Source organism: Nostoc sp. C057 (assembly GCF_013393925.1).
In the GTDB taxonomy this organism is placed as follows: domain Bacteria; phylum Cyanobacteriota; class Cyanobacteriia; order Cyanobacteriales; family Nostocaceae; genus Nostoc; species Nostoc muscorum_A.
The window spans coordinates 1,411,123-1,431,121 of sequence record NZ_CP040281.1 but is presented as its reverse complement, the minus strand read 5'-3'; the positions used below and the strand labels follow the sequence as shown (position 1 = coordinate 1,431,121).

General features: G+C 42.1%; 17 protein-coding genes and 3 pseudogenes. 11 read left to right on the top strand and 9 right to left on the bottom strand.

The window, feature by feature from the left end:
• Positions 1 to 90: 90 nt before the first annotated feature.
• The 4 genes and pseudogenes from FD724_RS06160 to FD724_RS06145 form a co-directional block, all read right to left on the bottom strand.
• Complete coding sequence (locus tag FD724_RS06160; protein ID WP_179071941.1) at positions 91 to 384, bottom strand: S1 RNA-binding domain-containing protein; 294 nt, start codon at positions 382 to 384, stop codon at positions 91 to 93.
• A pseudogene (locus tag FD724_RS06155) lies at positions 377 to 606 on the bottom strand (hypothetical protein). Before FD724_RS06155 ends, FD724_RS06160 begins: the two are co-directional and overlap by 8 nt.
• A 143-nt stretch (positions 607 to 749) precedes the next feature.
• Positions 750 to 2,030, bottom strand: a complete 1,281-nt coding sequence (locus FD724_RS06150) for a VWA domain-containing protein (RefSeq protein ID WP_179071940.1) — start codon at positions 2,028 to 2,030, stop codon at positions 750 to 752.
• On the bottom strand, positions 2,027 to 3,283 hold the full coding sequence (locus FD724_RS06145; RefSeq protein ID WP_179071939.1) for a VWA domain-containing protein: 1,257 nt from the start codon (positions 3,281 to 3,283) through the stop codon (positions 2,027 to 2,029). Before FD724_RS06145 ends, FD724_RS06150 begins: the two co-directional genes overlap by 4 nt.
• A gap of 238 nt (positions 3,284 to 3,521) precedes the next feature.
• Here FD724_RS06145 and FD724_RS06140 point away from each other — a divergent pair, with 238 nt between their 5' ends.
• The 5 genes from FD724_RS06140 (at position 3,522) to FD724_RS06120 (ending at position 7,583) form a co-directional block, all read left to right on the top strand.
• Positions 3,522 to 4,184: an ATP-dependent Clp protease proteolytic subunit gene (locus tag FD724_RS06140; protein WP_114080125.1), complete on the top strand. Its 663-nt coding sequence runs from the start codon at positions 3,522 to 3,524 to the stop codon at positions 4,182 to 4,184.
• Between the two features lie 125 nt (positions 4,185 to 4,309).
• On the top strand, positions 4,310 to 4,921 hold the full coding sequence (locus FD724_RS06135; RefSeq protein ID WP_012407740.1) for an ATP-dependent Clp protease proteolytic subunit: 612 nt from the start codon (positions 4,310 to 4,312) through the stop codon (positions 4,919 to 4,921).
• 262 nt (positions 4,922 to 5,183) lie between these two features.
• Positions 5,184 to 5,804, top strand: a complete 621-nt coding sequence (locus FD724_RS06130) for a J domain-containing protein (RefSeq protein WP_179071938.1) — start codon at positions 5,184 to 5,186, stop codon at positions 5,802 to 5,804.
• 180 nt (positions 5,805 to 5,984) lie between these two features.
• Positions 5,985 to 6,392, top strand: coding sequence for a hypothetical protein (locus tag FD724_RS06125; RefSeq protein ID WP_179075428.1), 408 nt, complete (start codon positions 5,985 to 5,987; stop codon positions 6,390 to 6,392).
• A gap of 417 nt (positions 6,393 to 6,809) precedes the next feature.
• Complete coding sequence (locus FD724_RS06120; RefSeq protein ID WP_179071937.1) at positions 6,810 to 7,583, top strand: hypothetical protein; 774 nt, start codon at positions 6,810 to 6,812, stop codon at positions 7,581 to 7,583.
• A gap of 669 nt (positions 7,584 to 8,252) precedes the next feature.
• On the opposite strand, the gene FD724_RS06115 is transcribed toward FD724_RS06120, so the two are convergent.
• The 3 genes from FD724_RS06115 to FD724_RS06105 form a co-directional block, all read right to left on the bottom strand.
• Positions 8,253 to 9,137 (bottom strand): hypothetical protein, encoded by an 885-nt coding sequence (locus tag FD724_RS06115; RefSeq protein ID WP_179071936.1) that lies wholly within the window; start codon positions 9,135 to 9,137, stop codon positions 8,253 to 8,255.
• Between the two features lie 70 nt (positions 9,138 to 9,207).
• Complete coding sequence (locus FD724_RS06110) at positions 9,208 to 9,798, bottom strand: DUF1517 domain-containing protein (protein WP_179071935.1); 591 nt, start codon at positions 9,796 to 9,798, stop codon at positions 9,208 to 9,210.
• A gap of 95 nt (positions 9,799 to 9,893) precedes the next feature.
• Positions 9,894 to 11,462: a pentapeptide repeat-containing protein gene (locus FD724_RS06105; RefSeq protein WP_179075427.1), complete on the bottom strand. Its 1,569-nt coding sequence runs from the start codon at positions 11,460 to 11,462 to the stop codon at positions 9,894 to 9,896.
• Positions 11,463 to 11,531: 69 nt separating this feature from the next.
• On the opposite strand from FD724_RS06105, the gene FD724_RS06100 reads away from it, so the two are divergent.
• Together FD724_RS06100 and FD724_RS06095 are read left to right on the top strand one after the other, a co-directional pair.
• Positions 11,532 to 12,371 (top strand): prephenate/arogenate dehydrogenase, encoded by an 840-nt coding sequence (locus FD724_RS06100; RefSeq protein ID WP_179075426.1) that lies wholly within the window; start codon positions 11,532 to 11,534, stop codon positions 12,369 to 12,371.
• A gap of 294 nt (positions 12,372 to 12,665) precedes the next feature.
• A complete protein-coding gene (locus FD724_RS06095) occupies positions 12,666 to 12,959 on the top strand; it encodes a hypothetical protein (protein WP_179071934.1) in 294 nt (97 codons plus the stop codon).
• 132 nt (positions 12,960 to 13,091) lie between these two features.
• Here FD724_RS06095 and FD724_RS06090 read toward each other — a convergent pair whose 3' ends face one another.
• Positions 13,092 to 13,604: a DUF3122 domain-containing protein gene (locus FD724_RS06090; RefSeq protein WP_256874464.1), complete on the bottom strand. Its 513-nt coding sequence runs from the start codon at positions 13,602 to 13,604 to the stop codon at positions 13,092 to 13,094.
• A 623-nt stretch (positions 13,605 to 14,227) separates the two neighbouring features.
• On the opposite strand from FD724_RS06090, the gene FD724_RS06085 reads away from it, so the two are divergent.
• Positions 14,228 to 15,145, top strand: a complete 918-nt coding sequence (locus tag FD724_RS06085) for a polysaccharide deacetylase family protein (RefSeq protein ID WP_256874463.1) — start codon at positions 14,228 to 14,230, stop codon at positions 15,143 to 15,145.
• A gap of 446 nt (positions 15,146 to 15,591) precedes the next feature.
• Positions 15,592 to 16,608 (top strand): annotated as a pseudogene (locus tag FD724_RS06080) (transposase).
• Positions 16,609 to 16,662: 54 nt separating this feature from the next.
• On the opposite strand, the pseudogene FD724_RS06075 reads toward FD724_RS06080, so the two are convergent.
• Positions 16,663 to 16,887: pseudogene (locus FD724_RS06075) on the bottom strand (sodium:proton antiporter); the annotation flags it as partial.
• A gap of 274 nt (positions 16,888 to 17,161) precedes the next feature.
• On the opposite strand from FD724_RS06075, the gene FD724_RS06070 reads away from it, so the two are divergent.
• Together FD724_RS06070 and FD724_RS06065 are read left to right on the top strand one after the other, a co-directional pair.
• Positions 17,162 to 18,163 (top strand): DUF389 domain-containing protein, encoded by a 1,002-nt coding sequence (locus tag FD724_RS06070; RefSeq protein ID WP_179071932.1) that lies wholly within the window; start codon positions 17,162 to 17,164, stop codon positions 18,161 to 18,163.
• A gap of 70 nt (positions 18,164 to 18,233) precedes the next feature.
• The gene (locus FD724_RS06065; RefSeq protein ID WP_179071931.1) at positions 18,234 to 19,787 is read left to right on the top strand and encodes a sodium:proton antiporter; all 1,554 of its coding nucleotides are present in this window, start codon (positions 18,234 to 18,236) and stop codon (positions 19,785 to 19,787) included.
• The last annotated feature ends 212 nt before the right edge of the window (positions 19,788 to 19,999 follow it).

Below are 19,999 nucleotides of genomic sequence, written 5' to 3'. Positions count from 1 at the left end.
GCTTGATTAGAAATTACTACTCTCTGCGGCAGCAACGTTCTCGCTTAACAACACTAGAGGATGGAAGACACAAAAAATTTATGTTTTTTATTAAACCAATGTTAAATCTACTTCCTTGTTGTATTCCCAGTAAGCGATGACTTTACAATGAACTTGTTGACCAACTTTTGGCCACAAAGTAGTGTCTGTCGGTAAACCAGATGAATGATAATCGGGTTTTGTAGCAATATCTATAATTCCGCTTAGTTTATAACCATCAATGACTTGATAGCCAAGGTACACAAAAATACCAAAACGCTTTATCCTTGTAATCTCTCCAGAAAATTTATACCCAATATAAAATTCCTTTTTGAAATTCTCCCATTGTTTATCGATATCACTCATACGTATGATGCTGGAGTTCATCTTCTGGCAGTGGTTGAAAGAAAGCATTGCCGAGTTGCCCTTTCAATAAACCAGGGGTGCGCGGTTCGACTTCGCTCACCGCAAGGGGTTGTGTATGTTCTTGACTTAAACCTAGCCGAAAGTAGTGAATTAGGTCATAAATTTCTATTAGTTTGTCTTCAGGAATGTCTTGCATTCTTGGACAATCTTCTGGATCAGCATAAGTCAAACTCTTCGGTGGTTGTTAATCAATAAGTTAGGAATATGCGACTACTTTCTTGCTCAATTGAGGAATAAAATATTTTTCTCGCTTTGCGCCTTGGCGCGAAACTTTTATGCCGTTAATCAGCAACGCTGGATTTTTACTATTCCTGTAAAACGGTTTTTGATGCAATTCTAGTCTTCTTCAAGTCTGCTTCGGAAAGTTCTTCCCCAGCTTGCAAGCGAGTGGCGGAAGTTTGCAATACTGTCGCCGCCCCTTTATCTCCGATTTGCAAAGCGGTTTTGGCTGCCGTTTGCAGCATTGTGGCTGCACCAGTGCGATCGCCTTGTAGCAATTTCGCCTCGGCTAACTGGGTTTGGCGATACTTCGCTAATGCCAAAATAGACTGTTGCACCTGGGGATTAGAATCTGGTTGATATGTCCGCACCACATCTGCATACACCGGCACCAGGGAGGAAAGTAAGCCTTCTTGGTTAACTAATGGGTCATCATAGCGAATTTGCAGATGCCCGATCGTTTGTTTCCCCTCTGGCAATTGTCCCAAATAAATGTTTGCCAAAACTACCCGTTCTACATCCTGCATCAAATCTCCCAAACGTACAGCAAAGCTACCATCAGCTTCTCGTTCCACTGGTAACTCGATTGTGTCTGGGGCAACTTGGGCAATGGGTTTCAATTCTGCTAATCGGACATTTGGCACTAGAGATAACAGCAAGTAGGCATTAGTTAGCCCAATTGACTGAATCCTTCCAAAGAGTCGGCTAAATTGCTCCACAGCTTGTTCAGGATGTTCAATATGAGCTAGAGTACCACCACCGACATCGGCTATTTTTTCTAGCAAATCTTGATTCCAGCTATTGCCAAATCCGAAAGTGTTGATAGTTAGGTTCAGTTTGGCAGCTTTTTGCGCCAGTTTGAGACAGCGCTTATTGTCATCTCGCCCAATATCCCACTTCCAAATCCGCAAACTGCTTTCACCATGCCCATCTGTCAGCAGAAACGCCTGGGAAACTGCTCCTCTTGTGCCCTTCATCAGTTCTGTAATTCCCAATTCCAAACCCTCAGCGATCGCAGTGCCGCCACTAGCGCTGAGTTTGCTTTTAATTTGGGATTTAATGCTTTCGGGGTCTTCGATCGCTTGGTTGGGGATAATGACTTCCGCAGAACCGGAAAAAGCCACAACTGAAATGCGATCGCCAACTTTCAACCGATCTATTAATCCTTCCACTGCCTGAATCACCGTTTTAATCGGTTGTCCATGCATAGAACCACTTCTATCCAGAATCAGGCAGAGGTTAAGGGGGAGATTTTGGTCAAACTCGCCAGCGATCGCAAAAATCGTCATTGCTAGTTGACGTTGGCTACTTGTTTGAGCCAGATCAACATTATTGTCATTTAACGCCGAGAGCAATTTAACTTTCATTGAGGAGGGGTATCTTGCAAAACTGTTTTGGAGACAATTCTGGTTTTCTTGCGATCGCTTTCAGATAAATCTCCACCAGATTGTAGCTGAGTGGCAGAAGTTTGCAACACCGTCGCTGCCCCAGTATCTCCCATTTGCAGAGCAGTTTTAGCAGCCGTTTGTAACATTGTCGCTGCACCACTGCGATCGCCCTGTTGCAATTTCGTTTCGGCTAGCTGGGTTTGGCGATATTTAGCTAATGCCAAAATAGACTGTTGCACTTGGGGATTCGGATCTGCTTGGTAGTTTCTCACTACATGGGCATAAACTGGGATATTTGGTGTAACTAAACCTACCTGGTTGGCAGCTGGATCGTCGTAGCGGACTTGCACATTAGCGATCGCTTGTTCACCTGCTGGCAATTGTCCCAAATAAATATTAGCTAAGATTATCCGTTCTGCATCTTTCATTAAATCTCCCAACCGCACAGCGAAACGTCCATCAGCTTCTTGTTGCAGTGGTAACTCAATTGTGTCTGGGGAAACTTGAGCAATGGGTTTAAGTTCCGCTAGCCGGACATGGGGCATCAGAGACAATAACAGATAAGCGTTAGTCAATCCCACTGTTTGAATGCGGCTAAACAGGCGATTAAACTCATCCACTGCCTCTTCCGGCTTTTGAATGTAAGATAAAGTACCTAAACCAGCATCAGCAATTTTTTCTAAAACATCTTGGTTCCAATTGTCACCAAAGCCCAGAGTGTTCAAAGTCAAATTATAGCTAGCAGCTAATTGGGCAAATTTCAAACAACGATTATTATCACCATGTTCATTTTCACCATCGGTTAATAAGAAGGCTTGGGAAACAGTATCTTTCTTTCCCTTCGCCAACTCCTCAATCCCCAAACCCAATCCTTCATCAATCGCAGTCCCACCATCGGCTGCTAGGCGGTTGATTTGCTGTTTGATTTTTTCTGGATCTTCGACACTTTGACTAGGTACTAAGACTTTGGCACGGTGATCGAAAACTACAATACTGAGGCGATCGCCAGGATTAAGTCTATCTACCAGACGATTCGCTGCTTTTTTAACCGTTTCTAGCGATCGCCCATTCATAGAACCACTGTGATCCAGAATTAAACATAAATTTAAGGGCACATGGCGGTCTTGAGTCTCTGCGATCGCTGAAATCGAAATTCCCAACTGACGTTGACTATTCAGTTGATTCGCGTCCAAATTACCATCATTCAAGGCAGGCTGCAAGCTAACCTTCATAACTTAAAGTCCTTATTCAGGATATACATATTAATAAATAACTTCAAAGCACCACTTTAGCTCTACGGAAAACCTATCCAACACAAATACATGAATATAATCAGAATATCTTAGAAGCCAAACATTGGCAGATGCAAAGCCACCTGAAGCATTAGGGAGAAATCCGCACCTTGAGGGAAGCGTGCATCGCGCTAGGATGTATTACAGTTAACGGCATAGTTTCAGGCGATCAGTTGCTATGGACATTTCCCCAATCAAAGCTGTTCAAGCCCCATATTACGGCGATAGCTCTTACCGGACACCACCGCCAGATTTACCTTCCCTCTTATTGAAGGAGCGAATTGTCTATATTGGGATGCCACTGGTGCCTGCTGTCACGGAATTAATCGTGGCTGAGTTGCTGTTTTTGCAATCCGATGACCCAGAAAAGCCCATTAAAATCTATATCAACTCCACCGGCACTTCCGGTTACAGTGGCGAACCCATTGGCTTTGAAACCGAAGCCTTTGCCATCTACGACACCATGAAATATATCAAGCCTCCTATCCACACCATCTGCGTCGGTTCTGCGATGGGTATGGCAGCCATGCTTCTCAGTGCTGGTACAAAAGGTTGCCGCGCTAGTTTGCCTCACTCTTCGATTATCCTGCATCAGCCCAAGAGCTACGCCCAAGGTCAAGCAACGGATATTCAAATTCGGGCAAGGGAAGTTTTGGTAAATAAAGGGGCGTTGGTTGATATTTTAAATCGCACCACCGGACAGCCCCCAGAAAAAATTGCTAAAGATATGGATAGGTTGTTATATCTAACACCTTACGAAGCGAAGGAATACGGGCTAATTGACCGAGTTTTTGAGAAAGAAGAACTCGCAAATCCCCCCCTTCCAGCCAGTGTCCTTTAATTTTTTCTTTGTCATTTGTCCTTTGTCCTTCGTCCTTTGTTAATAACCAATGACTAATGACCAATGACTAATGACTAATGACCAATGATTAATGACTAATAGACTAATTAAAAACGGAGTAAGTCATGCCTATAGGCGTTCCTAAAGTTCCTTACCGGATGCCCGGAGGACAATATACAGATTGGATTAGCATCTACGATCGCCTTTACCGGGAACGGATTATATTCTTGGGGCGAGATATTGATGATGAAATTGCCAATCAAATAATTGCTGTAATGCTGTATCTGGACTCAGACGATCCAGGTAAAGATATTTATTTATACATCAATTCCCCAGGTGGAATGGTTACATCTGGCATGGCTATTTTTGACACCATGCAACATATAAAATCAGATGTAGTGACTATTTGCGTTGGTTTAGCTGCTTCAATGGGGTCTTTCCTGTTGGCTGCTGGCACCAAAGGTAAACGCCTAGCATTGCCTCATTCACGGATTATGATTCACCAGCCTTCAGGTGGAACCCGTGGACAAGCAACCGACATCGAAATTGAAGCTAGAGAGATTCTGCGGATTCGTCACCAGCTTAATGGCATTTATGCCGATAAAACCGGTCAGACCATAGCAAAAATTGAAAAAGATATGGATCGTGACTTTTTCATGTCTGCTGAAGAGGCTAAAGAATACGGTTTAATTGACCGTGTAATTGAAGAACGAACCTCTATAGTAGCAGGGGAGTAGGGAAGCAGGGGGAGCAGAGGGACAAGGTGACAAGGTGACAAGGTGACAAAAGTTTAGAACTTACAATAAGTCTTTCCCCTTGTCCCCAATTCTCCTTGTCCCCAAGTCCTCTTTCCAATTCCCCATTCCCCATTCCCAAAACAAACTGTCAACATTGAACTTTAAAATAGAAAATTAGCCTTTATCATTAATAGTCCAGGCTTAAAGCTGATATTGACAGATAATAGCCGATAGCTAAATATTCGATAGCTCATAGCTCAAGATGGATCTTGGAGATTGCTACCGTTTGCTAGGTTTAAGATCGGGAGCTTCTTTTGCTGAAATCAAAGCGTCTTATCGACGATTGGCGCAGCAATATCATCCCGATATCAACCCAGATGACAACAAAGCCAAAGATAAGTTTATTGCCTTGACAGAGGCTTACAAACTCCTGCTGACGGTAGTACTGCCAGAGGAAACTGCTGCACATTCAACTCAGGTGTCAACTGGGCGTGATGCTGCTAAGACAACGCAGCGCCAGAAAACACCAGTCACAACGGTGGTAAACCAACAACCAGGGAAAGCAAAACCGCCTAATCTGTTGGAAATAGAAGAACGGCTGAAGTGGAAGACTTATGAGCAATTGCAGCGATTTTTGCAAGAGAAACGGTTTCCGCAAGCGATCGCACTAGTGGAAGCTTTAGCAGATCGTTTGTCAACAGATCCAGAAGTTCGCCAATGGCAAGCGATCGCTTATCAAATTTGGGGACGGGCGCTAATTTCTGAAAACCAATTGCTCAAAGCCAGAATTTATCTCAAAAAAGCTTTGAAAACAGACCCCCATAATAAAAGTCTCTGGTATGAAGTACAACGCGATTTCCAACGCTTAGAACAAATTTTTTAAAGATTTACAAAATTTATTGAAAAGTTCTAACAATAGGGGCAATTCATGAATTGCCCCTATCTGTAATTAAAATTTTCGGCTATTGTTTGCAGAATTCCTAAGTTACTCGACGCGGAAAAAGCAGCAGCGTGTCCGGTTAAACTGATAAGGAAGAAAATAGCAGATTAGGCAGTGAATAACATAGTGCGGTTAGTTTTGACAGCAATATTGCTGATGCTAGTTACAGCCTGTGGCAGTATTGGATTGCTACCGACTAGCGAGTTAGTGCAAAAAGCGATCGCACTTGGGCTAGAGCAAACTCAACAAAAACTTAGCCAACAGTTGGATCTAGATTTTCAAGGATTTGAAATCAAGCGGCTATCAATTACCCAAGAACAACCCCTAACGATTGAAAATTTACCAGCTTTCCACGTTCGGGGAACCTACGACTTGATTCTCAAGCTACCAAAACGGCGCTTGACGCAACCAAAACAACCCTTTGATGTTTACTTGCAAATTCAACAAGAAGGTAAAACTTGGCGATCGCTAATTCCAGAAAAGGGTAGTAAAAATACTCAATCAATTTGGCGTAGTTATCTCATCCAATAGAGACGGGGGAAAGGTTTGAATTGTCTCACTCTTTTCCCAAACTACAGGTTAAATTTTGTGTATCCTGTACCGTCATCTTTTGCAAGAATTATAAAATCGAAGGATTCAACTAAGGCTTGAATCTTGTTGAATCATCTACTTGAAACTCTACAAAGCAGTATTGCATTATTTCTCTCTTCTTTGTTTCTAAGTAGTGGTTCATTTTATTTATTGTATATGTGCAACTCGAAAAACCATCACAATCATTACCTCTGCGACTTTCCAAGAAAAAGGTAGCAAAGAGACTTAACCTAATTAGCGTAGCTATATCACTCAAAAACTAGTGTGTGCAAATAGAAAAACCATCACAAGCATTTCCGTATAACTGCTGGGATATCGTCATGATCGAGATGATGGTTTCATCGGAGACAGGGCAAGATGTATATTAACTTTTTCATTAGTTCCATCGCTGGAATTGTGGTTGTGGTACTAGCGGCTTTTGGCTTACTGCAATGGTTGCACATCCCTGCTGGTAACTTTCTTGATTGGGTGATTGGTGGTGCAAGTTTTTGGTGGCTGTTGGTAATTGTTACCGTCCCGTGGAATGTGCATTTTCAAGCCAAAGAAGTATTAGCAGAAGCAGCACAATCAACTGAAAAAGGAATTCCAGTCGATGAGAAACAAGTGAAGTATGTCACATCGTTGGCAAAGCGATCGCTCTGGGTTGCCATTGCTTTACACTTATTCTCAGCCGTTGGTCTTTATACCCTGGCTGCCACTGGCATTAGTACGGTGGGATATATAAGTTCTGGTGCGGCTTTGTTATTAACGATTCTGCGTCCAGCTATTCGAGCTTATGAGTATTTATATGCGCGATTAGCGATGATTCGCCAAGAATGGAAGTATCCACGCGAAGATATTTTTGAATTGCGCGATCGCTTCTCGATATTGGAGCAAAAAATCCAGTCGTTAGAAGATCAACTCAACCCAGAACAACCCTATTCATTACCCGCAACTCAACAACGCTTCGCCGAAGAGACTCGCAGAGATTTAGCCCGGATTGCAGCTAATTTTGAAGAATTGCGGGCGACAAATCAAACTGAACATGAGCGTTTGGCAAGAGAAGCACGAACTGCGATCGCGCAACTTTCCACCGACGGGCAATTTCTCGATCATGTCCGTGAAATTATTCGATTTTTCAAGACTGCTTAATTATTACTCTCATAGCTAACCAAATTTTAAATTTTGGAGCGTGCTATATAAATATTCATCATCCAAAATTTAAAAAGTTTCTTTATAGAGGGTTAATGAGGCTCTACAAACAGCAAGAGAAGTTTGACATAACAAGAATGTTACTTATTTAGTATATAAGGATACTATGGTTTTCTAGAGCAAGGAAGAAAACCAAATATGTTATAACTTTGTACGGATGATGTTTGGTGAAGCTCACATAACTTCAGGAGTACTTACGGTGAATCAGATACAACTGACTTTAACTATTGGTTATCTGTTAATGACATGTTATTTTTTAATCAATTGGTTAATATTTGCTCTACGTCATCCTGCTTCCACTCCAGAAGATAAATTTTTATCAGTTGTGATGTTTGTGGTAACAACTATCTTCTGGCCCCTGATGATTCCGATGTCTTGTTTAGAAATAGTTCAAAAAAAGCAAATAGACTTTAATAAAATGATTCCTGTTCTCTTAGCAATATTTATATTTAGTATTTCCTATTATTTGACCGAATAATTCATAATTTCTGATCACAAATTGCATAGATATAAAGAGAAGCCGGAGGATTGACTTGTGACCCTCCGGCTTCTTTATGCAACACATTACTTTAACTTCTTAGGCAGTCTACTTATTAAATTGAAAATTTTCTAACGTCGTCTGCTGCCAAAACCACTTGAGCGGCGGGGTGCTGTACTACGTCCACTACCAAAACCACTGCCAGAATTGCGTCTGGTAGTGCTGGAATTACCAGAGGGTCGCAACGTACTACCACCAAAACCAGAACCAGAAGGACGGTTATTACCTGTAGTGCTACGCGGTGTATTGCGTATATTTGTATTTCCAGGATATGACCTTCTAATCGTCCCTGTATTGCGGAACGCAGTCCGATTTGTCACGGCTGCGGGTGGCGCATTATAGCGACTTTGGTAGTTTTGAACTGCTTGGCCATAACTTCCGCCATATCCACCGAAGCCACTTAATCCTTGCCCTGATTGATAGACAGGGGGTACATAATACTGGGGTCTAAACAACATACTACCAATTGCCTGTCCCGCCAAGCTCCCAGCCACAGACCCAGCAAATGGTGCCCAGAAGCTATTTTCTCGACGGACTACAACCGTCTCTTGTTGTCCTGTTTGGGGATTGGTTTTATTCTCGGTAACGTTGTGGACGTAATCTATTTTAAAGTCTTCCGTTAGATATAAAATAGGTTGCCCTTTTTCTACCTTCAGATAGGTCTTTTTACCTTGCTTGATTTCATCATCAGTTAACCGTGCCATTTGCAAATTTTCGGTTGCAAAAGTTGGGGGATTATTGTTAAGTAAAAACAAGCTGTATTCACCAGTTGCATCGTCATAAGTAGCTTGTTGTATTTTATACTCTCCATCACTCAGCTTTGTGTTAGTAGAGCTTTGGCTAACGTTCTTAGCGGGAGGATTAGCTTCGTTTCCCCCACCACAAGCGACAGTTGTGACACACAAACTCAGAGCTAAAAAAACGGCTGTAAATTTACGTACTATGGTCATGATCATTGGATTATTGTCCTATCTCTGAGCTTAACAATTTATCGATGTGAGTAGTAAGTACGGACTACCCAACATATTATAAAGGAATCAATTCTGGGTAATATTGCAACAGTTGATCGCTAGTGAGTTCATCGCCTAACTGTGCTGGGGAGAAATGCACTTGGATTGCCTTAAATCTATGTTTATAATGCAGATTTATCAATGCTTTCAATCCTTCTTTAAGCGCCTGAATGTTAGAAAGATCGGTTTCTAACTCTGGTACTTCTCCTTCATAAGCTACTGTAATCATCACAATGACGTTGCGAGTTACAGGTATAGACAAAGGTTCATTCAATCCATCAGAACTGTAATCTGGTTCACTGAGATATCTTTCGGCAGAGTCAGTAAATAATTCATTAACATAATCTCCCGCCTCGCCTTCACTCCAAAATACGTCGCCTTCGTTGGCAGCAGAAAGCCAATATTCATCGTATTGTAGAAGAGTTTGGCTAATCTCTACCAATCCTTCTCCCAAAACTTCTAAGTCGCCATCAGCATCGATGGCATCTCGCCCAGCACTATTTAATACTCCCAAAATTGGCGCTACCTCGCCTCCCCCCAAGTGCAGAAATAGGCGAAAGACTACATAGCGAGTTCGACCGATCATTTTATTAAAAAGATTGCTCATTTTTCCTCCAAAATTTTGTCATTTGTCATTTGTCATTTGTCTAATAATTAATTACCATTCCCCATTCCCCATTCCCCATTTCCCATTCCTAATGACTAAATATAGTGAAATCCTTTGACGAAATCTATAACCATACTTGACGAAGGTAAGATGTGTTTTGTCGGTTCATTAGATATATCATCATAAGTTGAAGCATTAAGAGCAGAGCGATTAATAAATCTTTTCCCAAAGTTGGGATGGTCATGGACAATCAATGTGTGGGCACTAGAATTTGTTAAAACTATTTGAGTTGGGGCTTTACAAAAATTTAACTTTGTGGCTACGTCAATATTTTTTTTAGTTTGTTTAATTGTTGCCGCCTGACTCATGGCTTGCTCTAAAAGAATATTTAATTGTTTCACAATTAGGGGCGATTTTGGCAATTTTAAATCTTGATTTGCAACAATTTCACTGTTAATCATTTCCACGACACTGGAAATATTATTTTGAGTAGATGCCGCATCTAGAAAAGGAAGAATTACAATGTAAGCAGTGGAAAATAATGCTTCGTCGCTATCTACATAAAAGGTGAAAACAGTTCGACGACGACCACTTTCGATGCTTGGGGGTTGTTTTAGTATCCGGTATTCCTGAGCAATTTGATAGTAAGCGCCTGCGATCGCAAAATTGGCTTCGTGTTCTAAGGCTGCATCAACAATAATGCGGATTGTGGGCGGTGTTTCGTTAAAAAAGTCTCGTGAGTCTTCGGAATGGAACTTTTGGATAATGGAGCGATCGCCGGCTGGACTAAGATCGACCCATTCACAAATCATACCTTCGGTTTTTAAACCAAACCTGGAAGTGGCGTAAAGCTTGGCCCCAGTTAATGTTGCTCCAGTTAAGTCAGCACCAATCCACTCTGCCCTAATTAATTTTGCCTGAGTTAAATCGGCGTGGATAAAAATTGTATTCGTTAAATTCGCATTGGTTAAATCTGCGCCAATTAAAGTAGCTCCGCTCAATTTTGCGCCGCTCAAGTCTGCCCACCGGAGGTTCGCCCCACTCAAATCTGCCCACCGGAGGTTCGCCCCACTCAAATCTGCTCCGCTCAAGTTAGCATGGGTAAGATTCGCTTGTCTGAGTTCAGTATCTCGCAAATTTGCACCACTGAGATCGCAACGACTGAGGTCACTGGCATTTAAGTTAGCCATCTCTAAATTTGCTCCCGTGATGGAAGCGCCTCTCAAGACACTCTCACTCAAGTTAGCGTGGCGGAGATTCGCTTGGCGGAGTGTAGCCTCTCGCAAATCAGCACTGGTGAGGTCAGCCTCCGACAGGTCAGCGCGACTGAGGTCAGCGCGAATTAACTCAGCGCGAATCAATAAGGCTCCTTTAAGTTGAGCGCGACTGAGATCGGCTCGAATCAAATTAGCGACGTTGAGACTAGCGTTATTTAAGATGGCGTTGGATAGATTCACGCCACTGAGTCTGGCTACATTTAGCTTGGCATTGCTCAAGTTAGCTTCGCTCAGATTCGCGCCACTGAGGTTAACTATACTCAAATTAGCATCGCTAAGATTCACGCCACTGAGTTTAACCCCACTCAGATTAGCTTCCGCAAGGTCAATACCACTAAAGTTTAAGACTCCTGCTGCGTACTTTTCTAGTAATTCCTCTACAGTCATCGATGCTACCCCTTGGATGCCAACTTTAATAGTTGGTAAAGTCATAAAAACGGAATGTCAAAATTAAAAATGAATATTGGGATTTTAGGGTTGGGATTGATCGGCGGATCTTTGGGTTTTGATTTGCGATCGCAAGGACATCATATCTTAGGAGTCAGTCGCCGTGAATCTACCTGTCAAAAGGCAGTTGCTATCGGCAGTGTTGATGAAGCATCAGTTGATCTGAGTCTGTTAGCAGCCGCAGAGGTTGTATTTATTTGTACACCTCTAGCGCTTATTGTGCCCCAATTGGATCAAATGATCGCTCATTTGTCTACAGCTACCATCGTGACTGACGTGGGTTCAGCAAAAGCACAGATAGTCAAAGCTATTTCTCCCCTTTGGGATAATTTTATCGGCGGTCATCCAATGGCGGGAAGAACAGATAGTGGCATAGAAGCTGCACAACGGAATTTATTTGTTGATAAACCTTATGTATTAACACCGATAGCGACAACGCCAACTAATGCAATTGCAGTTGTAGAAGAAATTGTGCGATCGCTAGGAGCTAATATCTACTATTGTCAACCAGAGCAACATGACCGCGCTGTTAGTTGGATTTCCCATTTACCTGTAATGGTCAGTTCCTCATTGATTGCTGCTTGTTTGAGTGAAACTGACCCCGATGTTTTGGAACTAGCCCAAAAGTTAGCTAGTTCGGGTTTTCGGGATACTAGCCGTGTGGGTGGTGGGAATCCAGAGTTGGGCGTGATGATGGCGCGGTATAATCGTCAAGCATTGCTGCGATCGCTGCAACAGTATCGTCACAATCTTGATGAATTAACTAATTTAATTGAGCAAGAAAATTGGACAGTTTTAGAGCAAAAGTTGAAATCAACAGGTAAGGCACGACCTGATTTTGTTGATTAGAATTCAGGGATCAGGAGTCAGAATTTAGAAGTCAGAATGGGCTAAACCCTAGCTATCCGCTAACAGGAGTCGGAGATTCAGACCAGTGACTGAATTGTTGCACCACCAATTTTTCTTGTTTTGTGGGGGTGCAAAAACGCCGATTATTCAGCCGTTTTTTCGCTCAGAATTAATTCTGAATCCTGACTCCTGACTCCTGAATTCTGTTCGATAAAATCTTTAAAAAAATGCTACTTAACAGTTTGACAGTCACCAAACCGATGTACTATACAGATAAATTTACAAAAATCAACAATGGTAGAACGTCCAATCAAAAAATCGGAACGTCAGTCCCAAGCAAATACTGACAACAATTCCGAAAATAAGGATTCTATAACTCCTATTGAATCCAACCCCAAAAGCTCAAAACCGAGCCGTAACCGCTCGTCTGACAAAGGGAAAAAAGCATCTTACGGAGATGAAAACAGGCAGCAGGGGAATCCTGCTCTAGCACGTGGTCCAAAACCCGTTAAACCTCCAGTCGCCAAAGTCCAAACAGAAGAACTGGAAACCGAATCGGAAACTATCCCTGAGGAGTCTCAAGACTAACATTACTCCTGCGTGTGATATGGGAGGCTTTAACTCGTCGTTATAAGTATATGAAGACAGGATTTCTGCCTCCGCAGGCAGTAATTATGCCCCCCATCACCATTGGGTTATTTTTATATTGAAATGCTGTTACTAATCAATTTCTGTAACTAGCCATTGCCACTCAGTGACTACAGTGTTGGATATGTTGAGAACCAATTGCTGTCCATTAGAGAGAGGCACATAGACTTTGAGCGCATCAGTTGTTGGCAATTTCGGTAAGATATCAGTTAAGTTATATTCCCCCACATTGGGAACGGGTGCAGTTAAAGAGTATGCATCCGATGCACTAAGTAATTTTCCGGCTACTGTCTCAATCAATAATGGTTGGGGGTGAGCAATTTCAACGACACCCGGAAAAGCAACTAAGCGTAACCGTAAATCTTTTACTGCACTGGTGTAATTCTGTTTGAACAGCAGTACTTGCCAAGCATATCCTTTTTCATCTTTGACAGATACTTGTGAATGGTAGCGTAAAGTACCGGGAGAATCATGATGTTGACGCAACAGTGCTTGCGCTGACTCCACACCCCATCCACATCCAGTTAATGTTAAAAACACTATTAAGGCACAACGCCAAAAATATTGTTGAAATTTTCGCTTCATCTAACATATTTTACCGCAGAATTCAGAAGCAGAGCCGGGAAAGCTTCACCAAGATGTCAGAATTAACTGTCAAAGCAACCATTCTAGTCTAAAGGCTGCGTTGTATGCTGGGATAAATAGCGATGTCTACGATGGCCTATGCTTAAGCATCATTTGGCTAACTTTCTTAATTAGCAGTGGATTATCAGATTTAGCTGGTGTGTGCGAAGTCTCGGCCCTATTGGTCAACTCCGCCCTAGCATTTCTTCTGGTTACGGTTATACTGCCATCATTGCTGCTTTTATTGGTTGGTTAAACCCATCAAGTATTATTTTATCCAGTCTTCTTATGGCACTTTTGTAAGTAAGCAGCAAATTAGTGCAGATTAAATTAAGACTTCCTTTAGCTTTAGCTAGGATGTTTCAAGATATTTTATTCTTTTTTCTTTTAGCAGTAGATATATTAATTTACAACCGAGTACGAGTGATATAAGTGGTGAGTAGGGGAGTAGGGAGAGAATTCGTAACTCCTAATTTTTCCCACAGCACTCCTCACGGGCTAAACGCCCCGCTACCGCTAACGGAACTGTTTTGCTCCATGCCCAATGCCCCATGCCCAATCCCAAATATTTAAGGAGATTTAATGTGTCTAATCGTAAATTATCGCCGTTCCTAAAGGTAATAACTATTGCATTGATTGCTGGTGTAAGTAGTGTGGGTATCAGTCTGCTTGCAGGCACAACTAAACTTGACCGTCTGTTGGGAATTCAAAAGCCAAAAGGTGAGAGTGCTAAAACGAGTTTAGGTAGGGCAATGAGTGCAGATGCACAGTCTATCACCTCAGCTACAGACCAGATGAATGAAGTACCAAAGCCTTTTCAGGGAACAATTGTTTATCAAGCAAAACTAAAAGCAAATGAGAAAGTCATCGCCTTAACTTTTGATGATGGCCCTGGCCCAAAAAATACGGTGCAGGTTTTAGAAATTTTGAAGAAAAATAATATTAAGGCAACATTCTTCATGGTTGGAGAAATGGTGAAATATTTTCCCCAGATTGCCAAGCAAGTGGCTGCTGATGGTCATGTAATTGGTAATCATACATGGCATCACTGGTATTTTAAAATGGATGAAGCGACTGCGGCTAGTGAAATTGACCGCACAGCAGATATTATTTCCAAAACGACAGGAGAGAAAACGACTCTGTTTCGTCCCCCTGGAGGCTTTCTAAATAATGGACTAGCCCAATATGCCAGAAACGAGAAGTACGCTGTCATGATGTGGTCAGAACAGTCGGGAGATGCTGAACGTCATTCGCCTCAAGTGCCAATGCTGGTTAAAAATGTGCTGAAATATGCAAAGCCAGGTGCGATCGTACTGTTGCATGATGGGGGCGGTAATCGTTCTAAATCTGTCAAAGCTTTACCAGAAATGATCGCAGGTTTGAAGGCCCAAGGCTATCGATTTGTAACAATTCCCCAATTGCTGGAAATGCAAGCCCAAGAAGAAAGTACAGTAACACCAGTATCAGCTGTAGTCACAAATCATGAACATCCAGACCATTAGTTTAATCATCAGTGACACACTAAACTATTGGGTAACAATGCCATTGTTTCGACTGACAATACTATTGCATCGGTCTGCATTAACGTTGCATCGATTGACAATGCTATTGCATCGACTGGAAATGCCATTGTATCGGTCTGCATTAACATTGCAGCAATCTAAAATCTAATAGGCTTGGGTTAAGGCTTAACTTTTTGTCAAAGTAATTTTTTTAACAAACCGCAGAATGAGCAAAGGACGCAAAGCAAGAGAAAGAAGAAATGCTTAAACCTAATCTATGTTGAAACCTAGAGTTTTTTAAAATATATCTAGGGCTTGCTGAAAAAAAAGAAAAGGTTACATTCTCTAGATTCTCAGACCAAAGAAGTATATTCAGGTGCAAGACTTGAAGGTAGAATAGCCCAAAATGCTTGCATCACAGTGGTTATTCCCAACACAGTGTATCATTGTTAACTACGTGCCGAAAAGAAGAATCAACTCCAATTCCAGCAGAAAGTTTTGAGTTTCCATTTGAGGGAAAGTTATCATCAGATAATCGTTGGGTAATAATGACCGATTTAATACCCTGGACAGAATTTGAGTCGGAATATTCTGCCGGATTCTCCGCAGAGATAGGGGCACCAGCAAAGTCATTTCGGATGGCGTTAGGTGCATTAATCATTAAAGAGAAACTAGGTATAAGCGACAGGTAAACAATAGAACAAATCAAGGATAATCCTTATCTACAGTACTTTGTAGGGATGTCATCTTATAGTAATAAAACATAAGATGTTACTGGTAGTCGCAGAAGTATATCGTCAACAATTATGGTTGTATGAAAATAAAAAGCAGAGCATTGATGACCGGATTGTAAGTTTAAGCCAACCACATATCCGTCCAATTGTCCGAGGAAAAGCGGGTAAAGCCGTGGAATTTGGCGCTAAACTATCTACTAGTTACAATGATTACTATGCATTTTTAGACCATATTTAGTTGGGATAATTTTAATGAATCAGGAGACTTAAAAGCACAAGTAGAATCATTTAAAAGCTACACTGGCTATTATCCAGAATCAGTTCATGTTGATAAAATTTATCGCATCAAGGGAAAATCGAGTTTGGTGCAAAGAACGAGGTATTAGAATTAGTGCTTCCCCTTTAGGTAGACCTCAGAAGAATATTAGTAAAGAAAAAAAGAAGCAAGCTTTAGAAGATGAAAGGATTCGTAATTCTATTGAGGGCAAGTTTGGACAAGCTAAAAGAAGATTTAGCTTGAGTAGAGTGATGGCGAAACTTCCTCATACAACTCTAGCTGTGATTGCTATTACTTTTTTAGTCATGAATCTTTCTACTCACCTGTCACGGGTTTTTTGTGCCTTTTTAGGTCTATTTTTCCAAAATAGACCTTTTTTAGCGCTTTACATAATCGAGCGTTATGATTTTGCTAGCTATAGGCAACAAAAACTTATCTTTGAGCTTGCTTAAATAACTAGTCAACCTAAAAGAATTGCTTTTTTATGACTTTTTCAGCAAGCCCTAAGTATCTGCCTCAATTGCCAGCAATTCTCCTCGGAATTGTTCTGTTGTAAAACTCTGAAGATTGGGATATTCATCCTGTAATTTGTCAATTTTTGTCCGTAAATCTGCCAGTTCGCTTTTGATTAGTGTCTCCTGATAACGGCGAAACTCTGGGTCGATGCCGGGGCGTTTGTCTGCCTGGAGGTGTTGCAAAACGCGTTCTAAGGCAATATGACGAATAAGTAAAAACAAATTCCAGATGTATGACGAATCACCAATTCTTGTAAACTAAGTATTATCATCTTGACCATCAATGCCATAAGCGAAAACCAAGCTAACAGGTATATGTTGCAAGAAAAAGATTTGGGTCTTGGGAACCAGGACTCCTGCCCTTGGAGGGAATGTAAGACTTTCTAGTACTACGAAGTTCTGGAGGCTATTCCTGATGAATTGGGAAGCCCCGTCCGTCTTACGGTGGGGTAGTTCACTTAGACATAACCGAGCATTCAGGAGGAAGGTCTTGGGTAATAACATTCGAGACCGATTTAAAAATTTCCGCCGCCGGGGTTCGCAACCGGAACAACTTCAACAGCTACAAACAGAGTTGCTGGCTGAATCAACTCTAGACTCAGCTTACATAATATTGATTATTAGCTCCTGTGCGATCGCAACTTTGGGTTTATTGTCTAACAGTGCAGCCGTGATTATCGGCGCGATGATTATTGCTCCTTTAATGTTGCCGATTCGCGGGTTAGCTTTTGGTGCTTTGCAAGCAGATATTACTTTGTTTCGCAAGGGACTAATTGCTGTCGCAGTGGGCACGCTGTTAGCGGTGGCGATCGCCTCGACTCTGGGTTGGCTGGTGGGGTTGCCTAGTTACGGTAGTGAAGTGCTAGCCCGATCTAGACCAACATTGCTAGATTTGGGAATTGCGGTAGTGGCTGGTGGTATTAGTGGCTACGCCAAAATTGAGACAAAAATCTCTGGTAGTTTAGCGGGAACTGCGATCGCTGTTGCCCTGATGCCTCCCGTCTGTGTGATTGGCTTAGGCTTGGCACAAGGGAATTGGTCACTCAGTTTCGGGGCAACCCTACTTTATCTCACCAACTTGCTAGGTATTGCCCTCTCCTGTATGGTGACATTTGTGGTAGCAGGTTACACTTCAATGGCGCGGGCACGTCAACCCCTAATTTGGACTATGGCTTTGACAGCTATCCTGCTAATTCCTTTGGGAGTAAGCTTTGCCCGACTTGTACGACAAGCGCAACTAGAAACCAGCTTACGAAAAGCATTATTGAATCGAACTGTCACTTTTGGGCGATTGCAGTTACTTAACAGTAATACCAATTGGTTGACAAATCCCCCAGAAGTCCGTTTGAGTGTCCGGGCAAGGGAACCTGTCACACCTCGGCAAGTAGAATTATTAGAAGAATTTATCAAGCGAGAAATGGGGCAAGCATTCACTTTGATTTTTGAAGTTGGTCAAGTAGAGGAAATTAGAAGTTCTGAACCCACACCCTGAAGTTGCTAATTTGGCATGAATGAAGAGAGAATCTATCAGTCAAGTCAAACTAACTTTCTAAAACGTAATAGTGGATGTAACTCAATTAGTTAAAGTTTCAATCATTCTCTTGCTCCTTGCTACAGGTGTAGCTTTGCTATCCCGGCGGTTGCGAATCCCTTATGTGACGGGTTTAGTATTGGCAGGTTTGCCAATCACTGAGCTATTATCTCGTCCCATTGGTTTAAATCCAACCCTAGTTTTGAATCTTTTCTTACCAATTCTCATCTTTGAAGCTGGCATTAATACAGATGTCAGCCGCCTACGCAGCACCTTTAAACCAATTGCCCTGCTAGCTGGCCCTGGGGCTGTGCTTTCCAGTGGGATTATTGCCGCCTTATTAAAATTTGGGCTGGGGCTGAGTTGGATACCTGCGTTATTTGTCGGAGTAATTCTGGCAAATACTGATACAGTTTCCATGATTGCCGTCTTTAAGGAAATACCAGTACCTTCCCGACTTTCCACCATCGTTGAAGGAGAAACTTTATTTAATGATGCAGCTGCCCTAGTTTCATTCAACCTAATTTTGCAAGTATATTCCACAGGTTCACTCACCTTTGTCGAGGGAATCCAACAACTGCTATTTATCTCTTTAGGAGGCTGCCTAGTAGGGTTAGTCTTGGGCTACTTGAGCATACCTGTATTCGCCCGTTTAGATGATGCCCTTAGCAGCTTATTACTAACAGTTGCAGTTGCATTAGGAACTTTTCAGGTTGGGCAGTTTCTTGGTGTATCGGGTGCGGTAGCTGTAGTTGTCGCTGGATTAATTTTCGGGAATTTAGGGCTTTCTCAGAATACTTCTGCTTCTAGTCGCATCACCTTGTTGAGTTTCTGGGAGTATGCCAGTTTTACCGTCAACACCTTTATTTTTCTGCTAATTGGTGTAGAAATAGACCTGGGAACCCTCTGGAGAACTTTACCTGCAATTCTCTTTGCAGTTTTGGCTTATCAAGTTGGGCGAGTTCTTACAGTCTATCCTCTGCTAGCAGGGATTCGTTTGATCGACCGTCCAATTCCATTGCGCTGGCAACATTTACTCTTTTTAGGTAATATCAAAGGTTCGCTCTCGATGGCTCTGGCGTTGAGTTTGCCAGAAACACTACCAGGGCGAGATGTTCTCATCGCTTTAGTTTTTGGTAGTGTGCTAGTGTCGTTAGTGGGACAGGGTTTAAGTTTGCCTTGGGTGGTAAAACGCTTACAATTATCTAAATTTTCAGAAACTCAACAACAGGTTGAAGAATTGCAAGCTCAGTTGATGACAGGGAAGGCAGCACAAGATGAATTAGATAGTTTGTTGAAATCAGGAGTGTTACCAAAAGCTGTTTATGAAGAGATGCGTTCAGCTTATCAAGTGCGAATTGCTGGTGCAGAAAAGACATTGCGGGAACTATATAATCGTCGTCCTGATGAGTTAGACGGCAAAAGTAACAGCAGTGGTAAACTTGATGCCATTCGCCGCCGTTTACTACTGGCAGAAAAAGGAGCGCTTAATGAGGCGATGCGGAAGCGAATTCTCTCAGAAGAAATTGTGCGCGGACGGATACAAAATCTTGATGAACAATTGCTGAAGTTAGATGATGATTGAATATTGGGAATTGGGAATTGGGAATTGGGAATTGGGAATTGGGAATTGGGAATTGGGCATGGAGAATAGTCTGAGCTTTGTCGATGAACCTCTGAGCTTTTGCTGATTGATTAAAATCTGCTGCCTCCTGCTAAATATTAAGTCAGAGACTCAATGAGTGCATTCTCATACAGAGCATGGAAACGAGGAAAAACTTAATTACGAATTATGAA

Excerpts from the sequence above, each read along its gene's own strand:
- FD724_RS06145 (WP_179071939.1), bottom strand. The coding sequence starts at position 3,283 with ATGAAGGTTAGCTTGCAGCCTGCCTTGAATGATGGTAATTTGGACGCG.
- FD724_RS06160 (WP_179071941.1), bottom strand. The coding sequence starts at position 384 with ATGAGTGATATCGATAAACAATGGGAGAATTTCAAAAAGGAATTTTAT.
- FD724_RS06135 (WP_012407740.1), top strand. The coding sequence starts at position 4,310 with ATGCCTATAGGCGTTCCTAAAGTTCCTTACCGGATGCCCGGAGGACAA.
- FD724_RS06105 (WP_179075427.1), bottom strand. The coding sequence starts at position 11,462 with ATGACTGTAGAGGAATTACTAGAAAAGTACGCAGCAGGAGTCTTAAAC.
- FD724_RS06130 (WP_179071938.1), top strand. The coding sequence starts at position 5,184 with ATGGATCTTGGAGATTGCTACCGTTTGCTAGGTTTAAGATCGGGAGCT.
- FD724_RS06150 (WP_179071940.1), bottom strand. The coding sequence starts at position 2,030 with ATGAAAGTTAAATTGCTCTCGGCGTTAAATGACAATAATGTTGATCTG.
- FD724_RS06115 (WP_179071936.1), bottom strand. The coding sequence starts at position 9,137 with ATGATCATGACCATAGTACGTAAATTTACAGCCGTTTTTTTAGCTCTG.
- FD724_RS06095 (WP_179071934.1), top strand. The coding sequence starts at position 12,666 with ATGGTAGAACGTCCAATCAAAAAATCGGAACGTCAGTCCCAAGCAAAT.
- FD724_RS06110 (WP_179071935.1), bottom strand. The coding sequence starts at position 9,798 with ATGAGCAATCTTTTTAATAAAATGATCGGTCGAACTCGCTATGTAGTC.
- FD724_RS06100 (WP_179075426.1), top strand. The coding sequence starts at position 11,532 with ATGAATATTGGGATTTTAGGGTTGGGATTGATCGGCGGATCTTTGGGT.
- FD724_RS06120 (WP_179071937.1), top strand. The coding sequence starts at position 6,810 with ATGTATATTAACTTTTTCATTAGTTCCATCGCTGGAATTGTGGTTGTG.
- FD724_RS06140 (WP_114080125.1), top strand. The coding sequence starts at position 3,522 with ATGGACATTTCCCCAATCAAAGCTGTTCAAGCCCCATATTACGGCGAT.
- FD724_RS06090 (WP_256874464.1), bottom strand. The coding sequence starts at position 13,604 with ATGAAGCGAAAATTTCAACAATATTTTTGGCGTTGTGCCTTAATAGTG.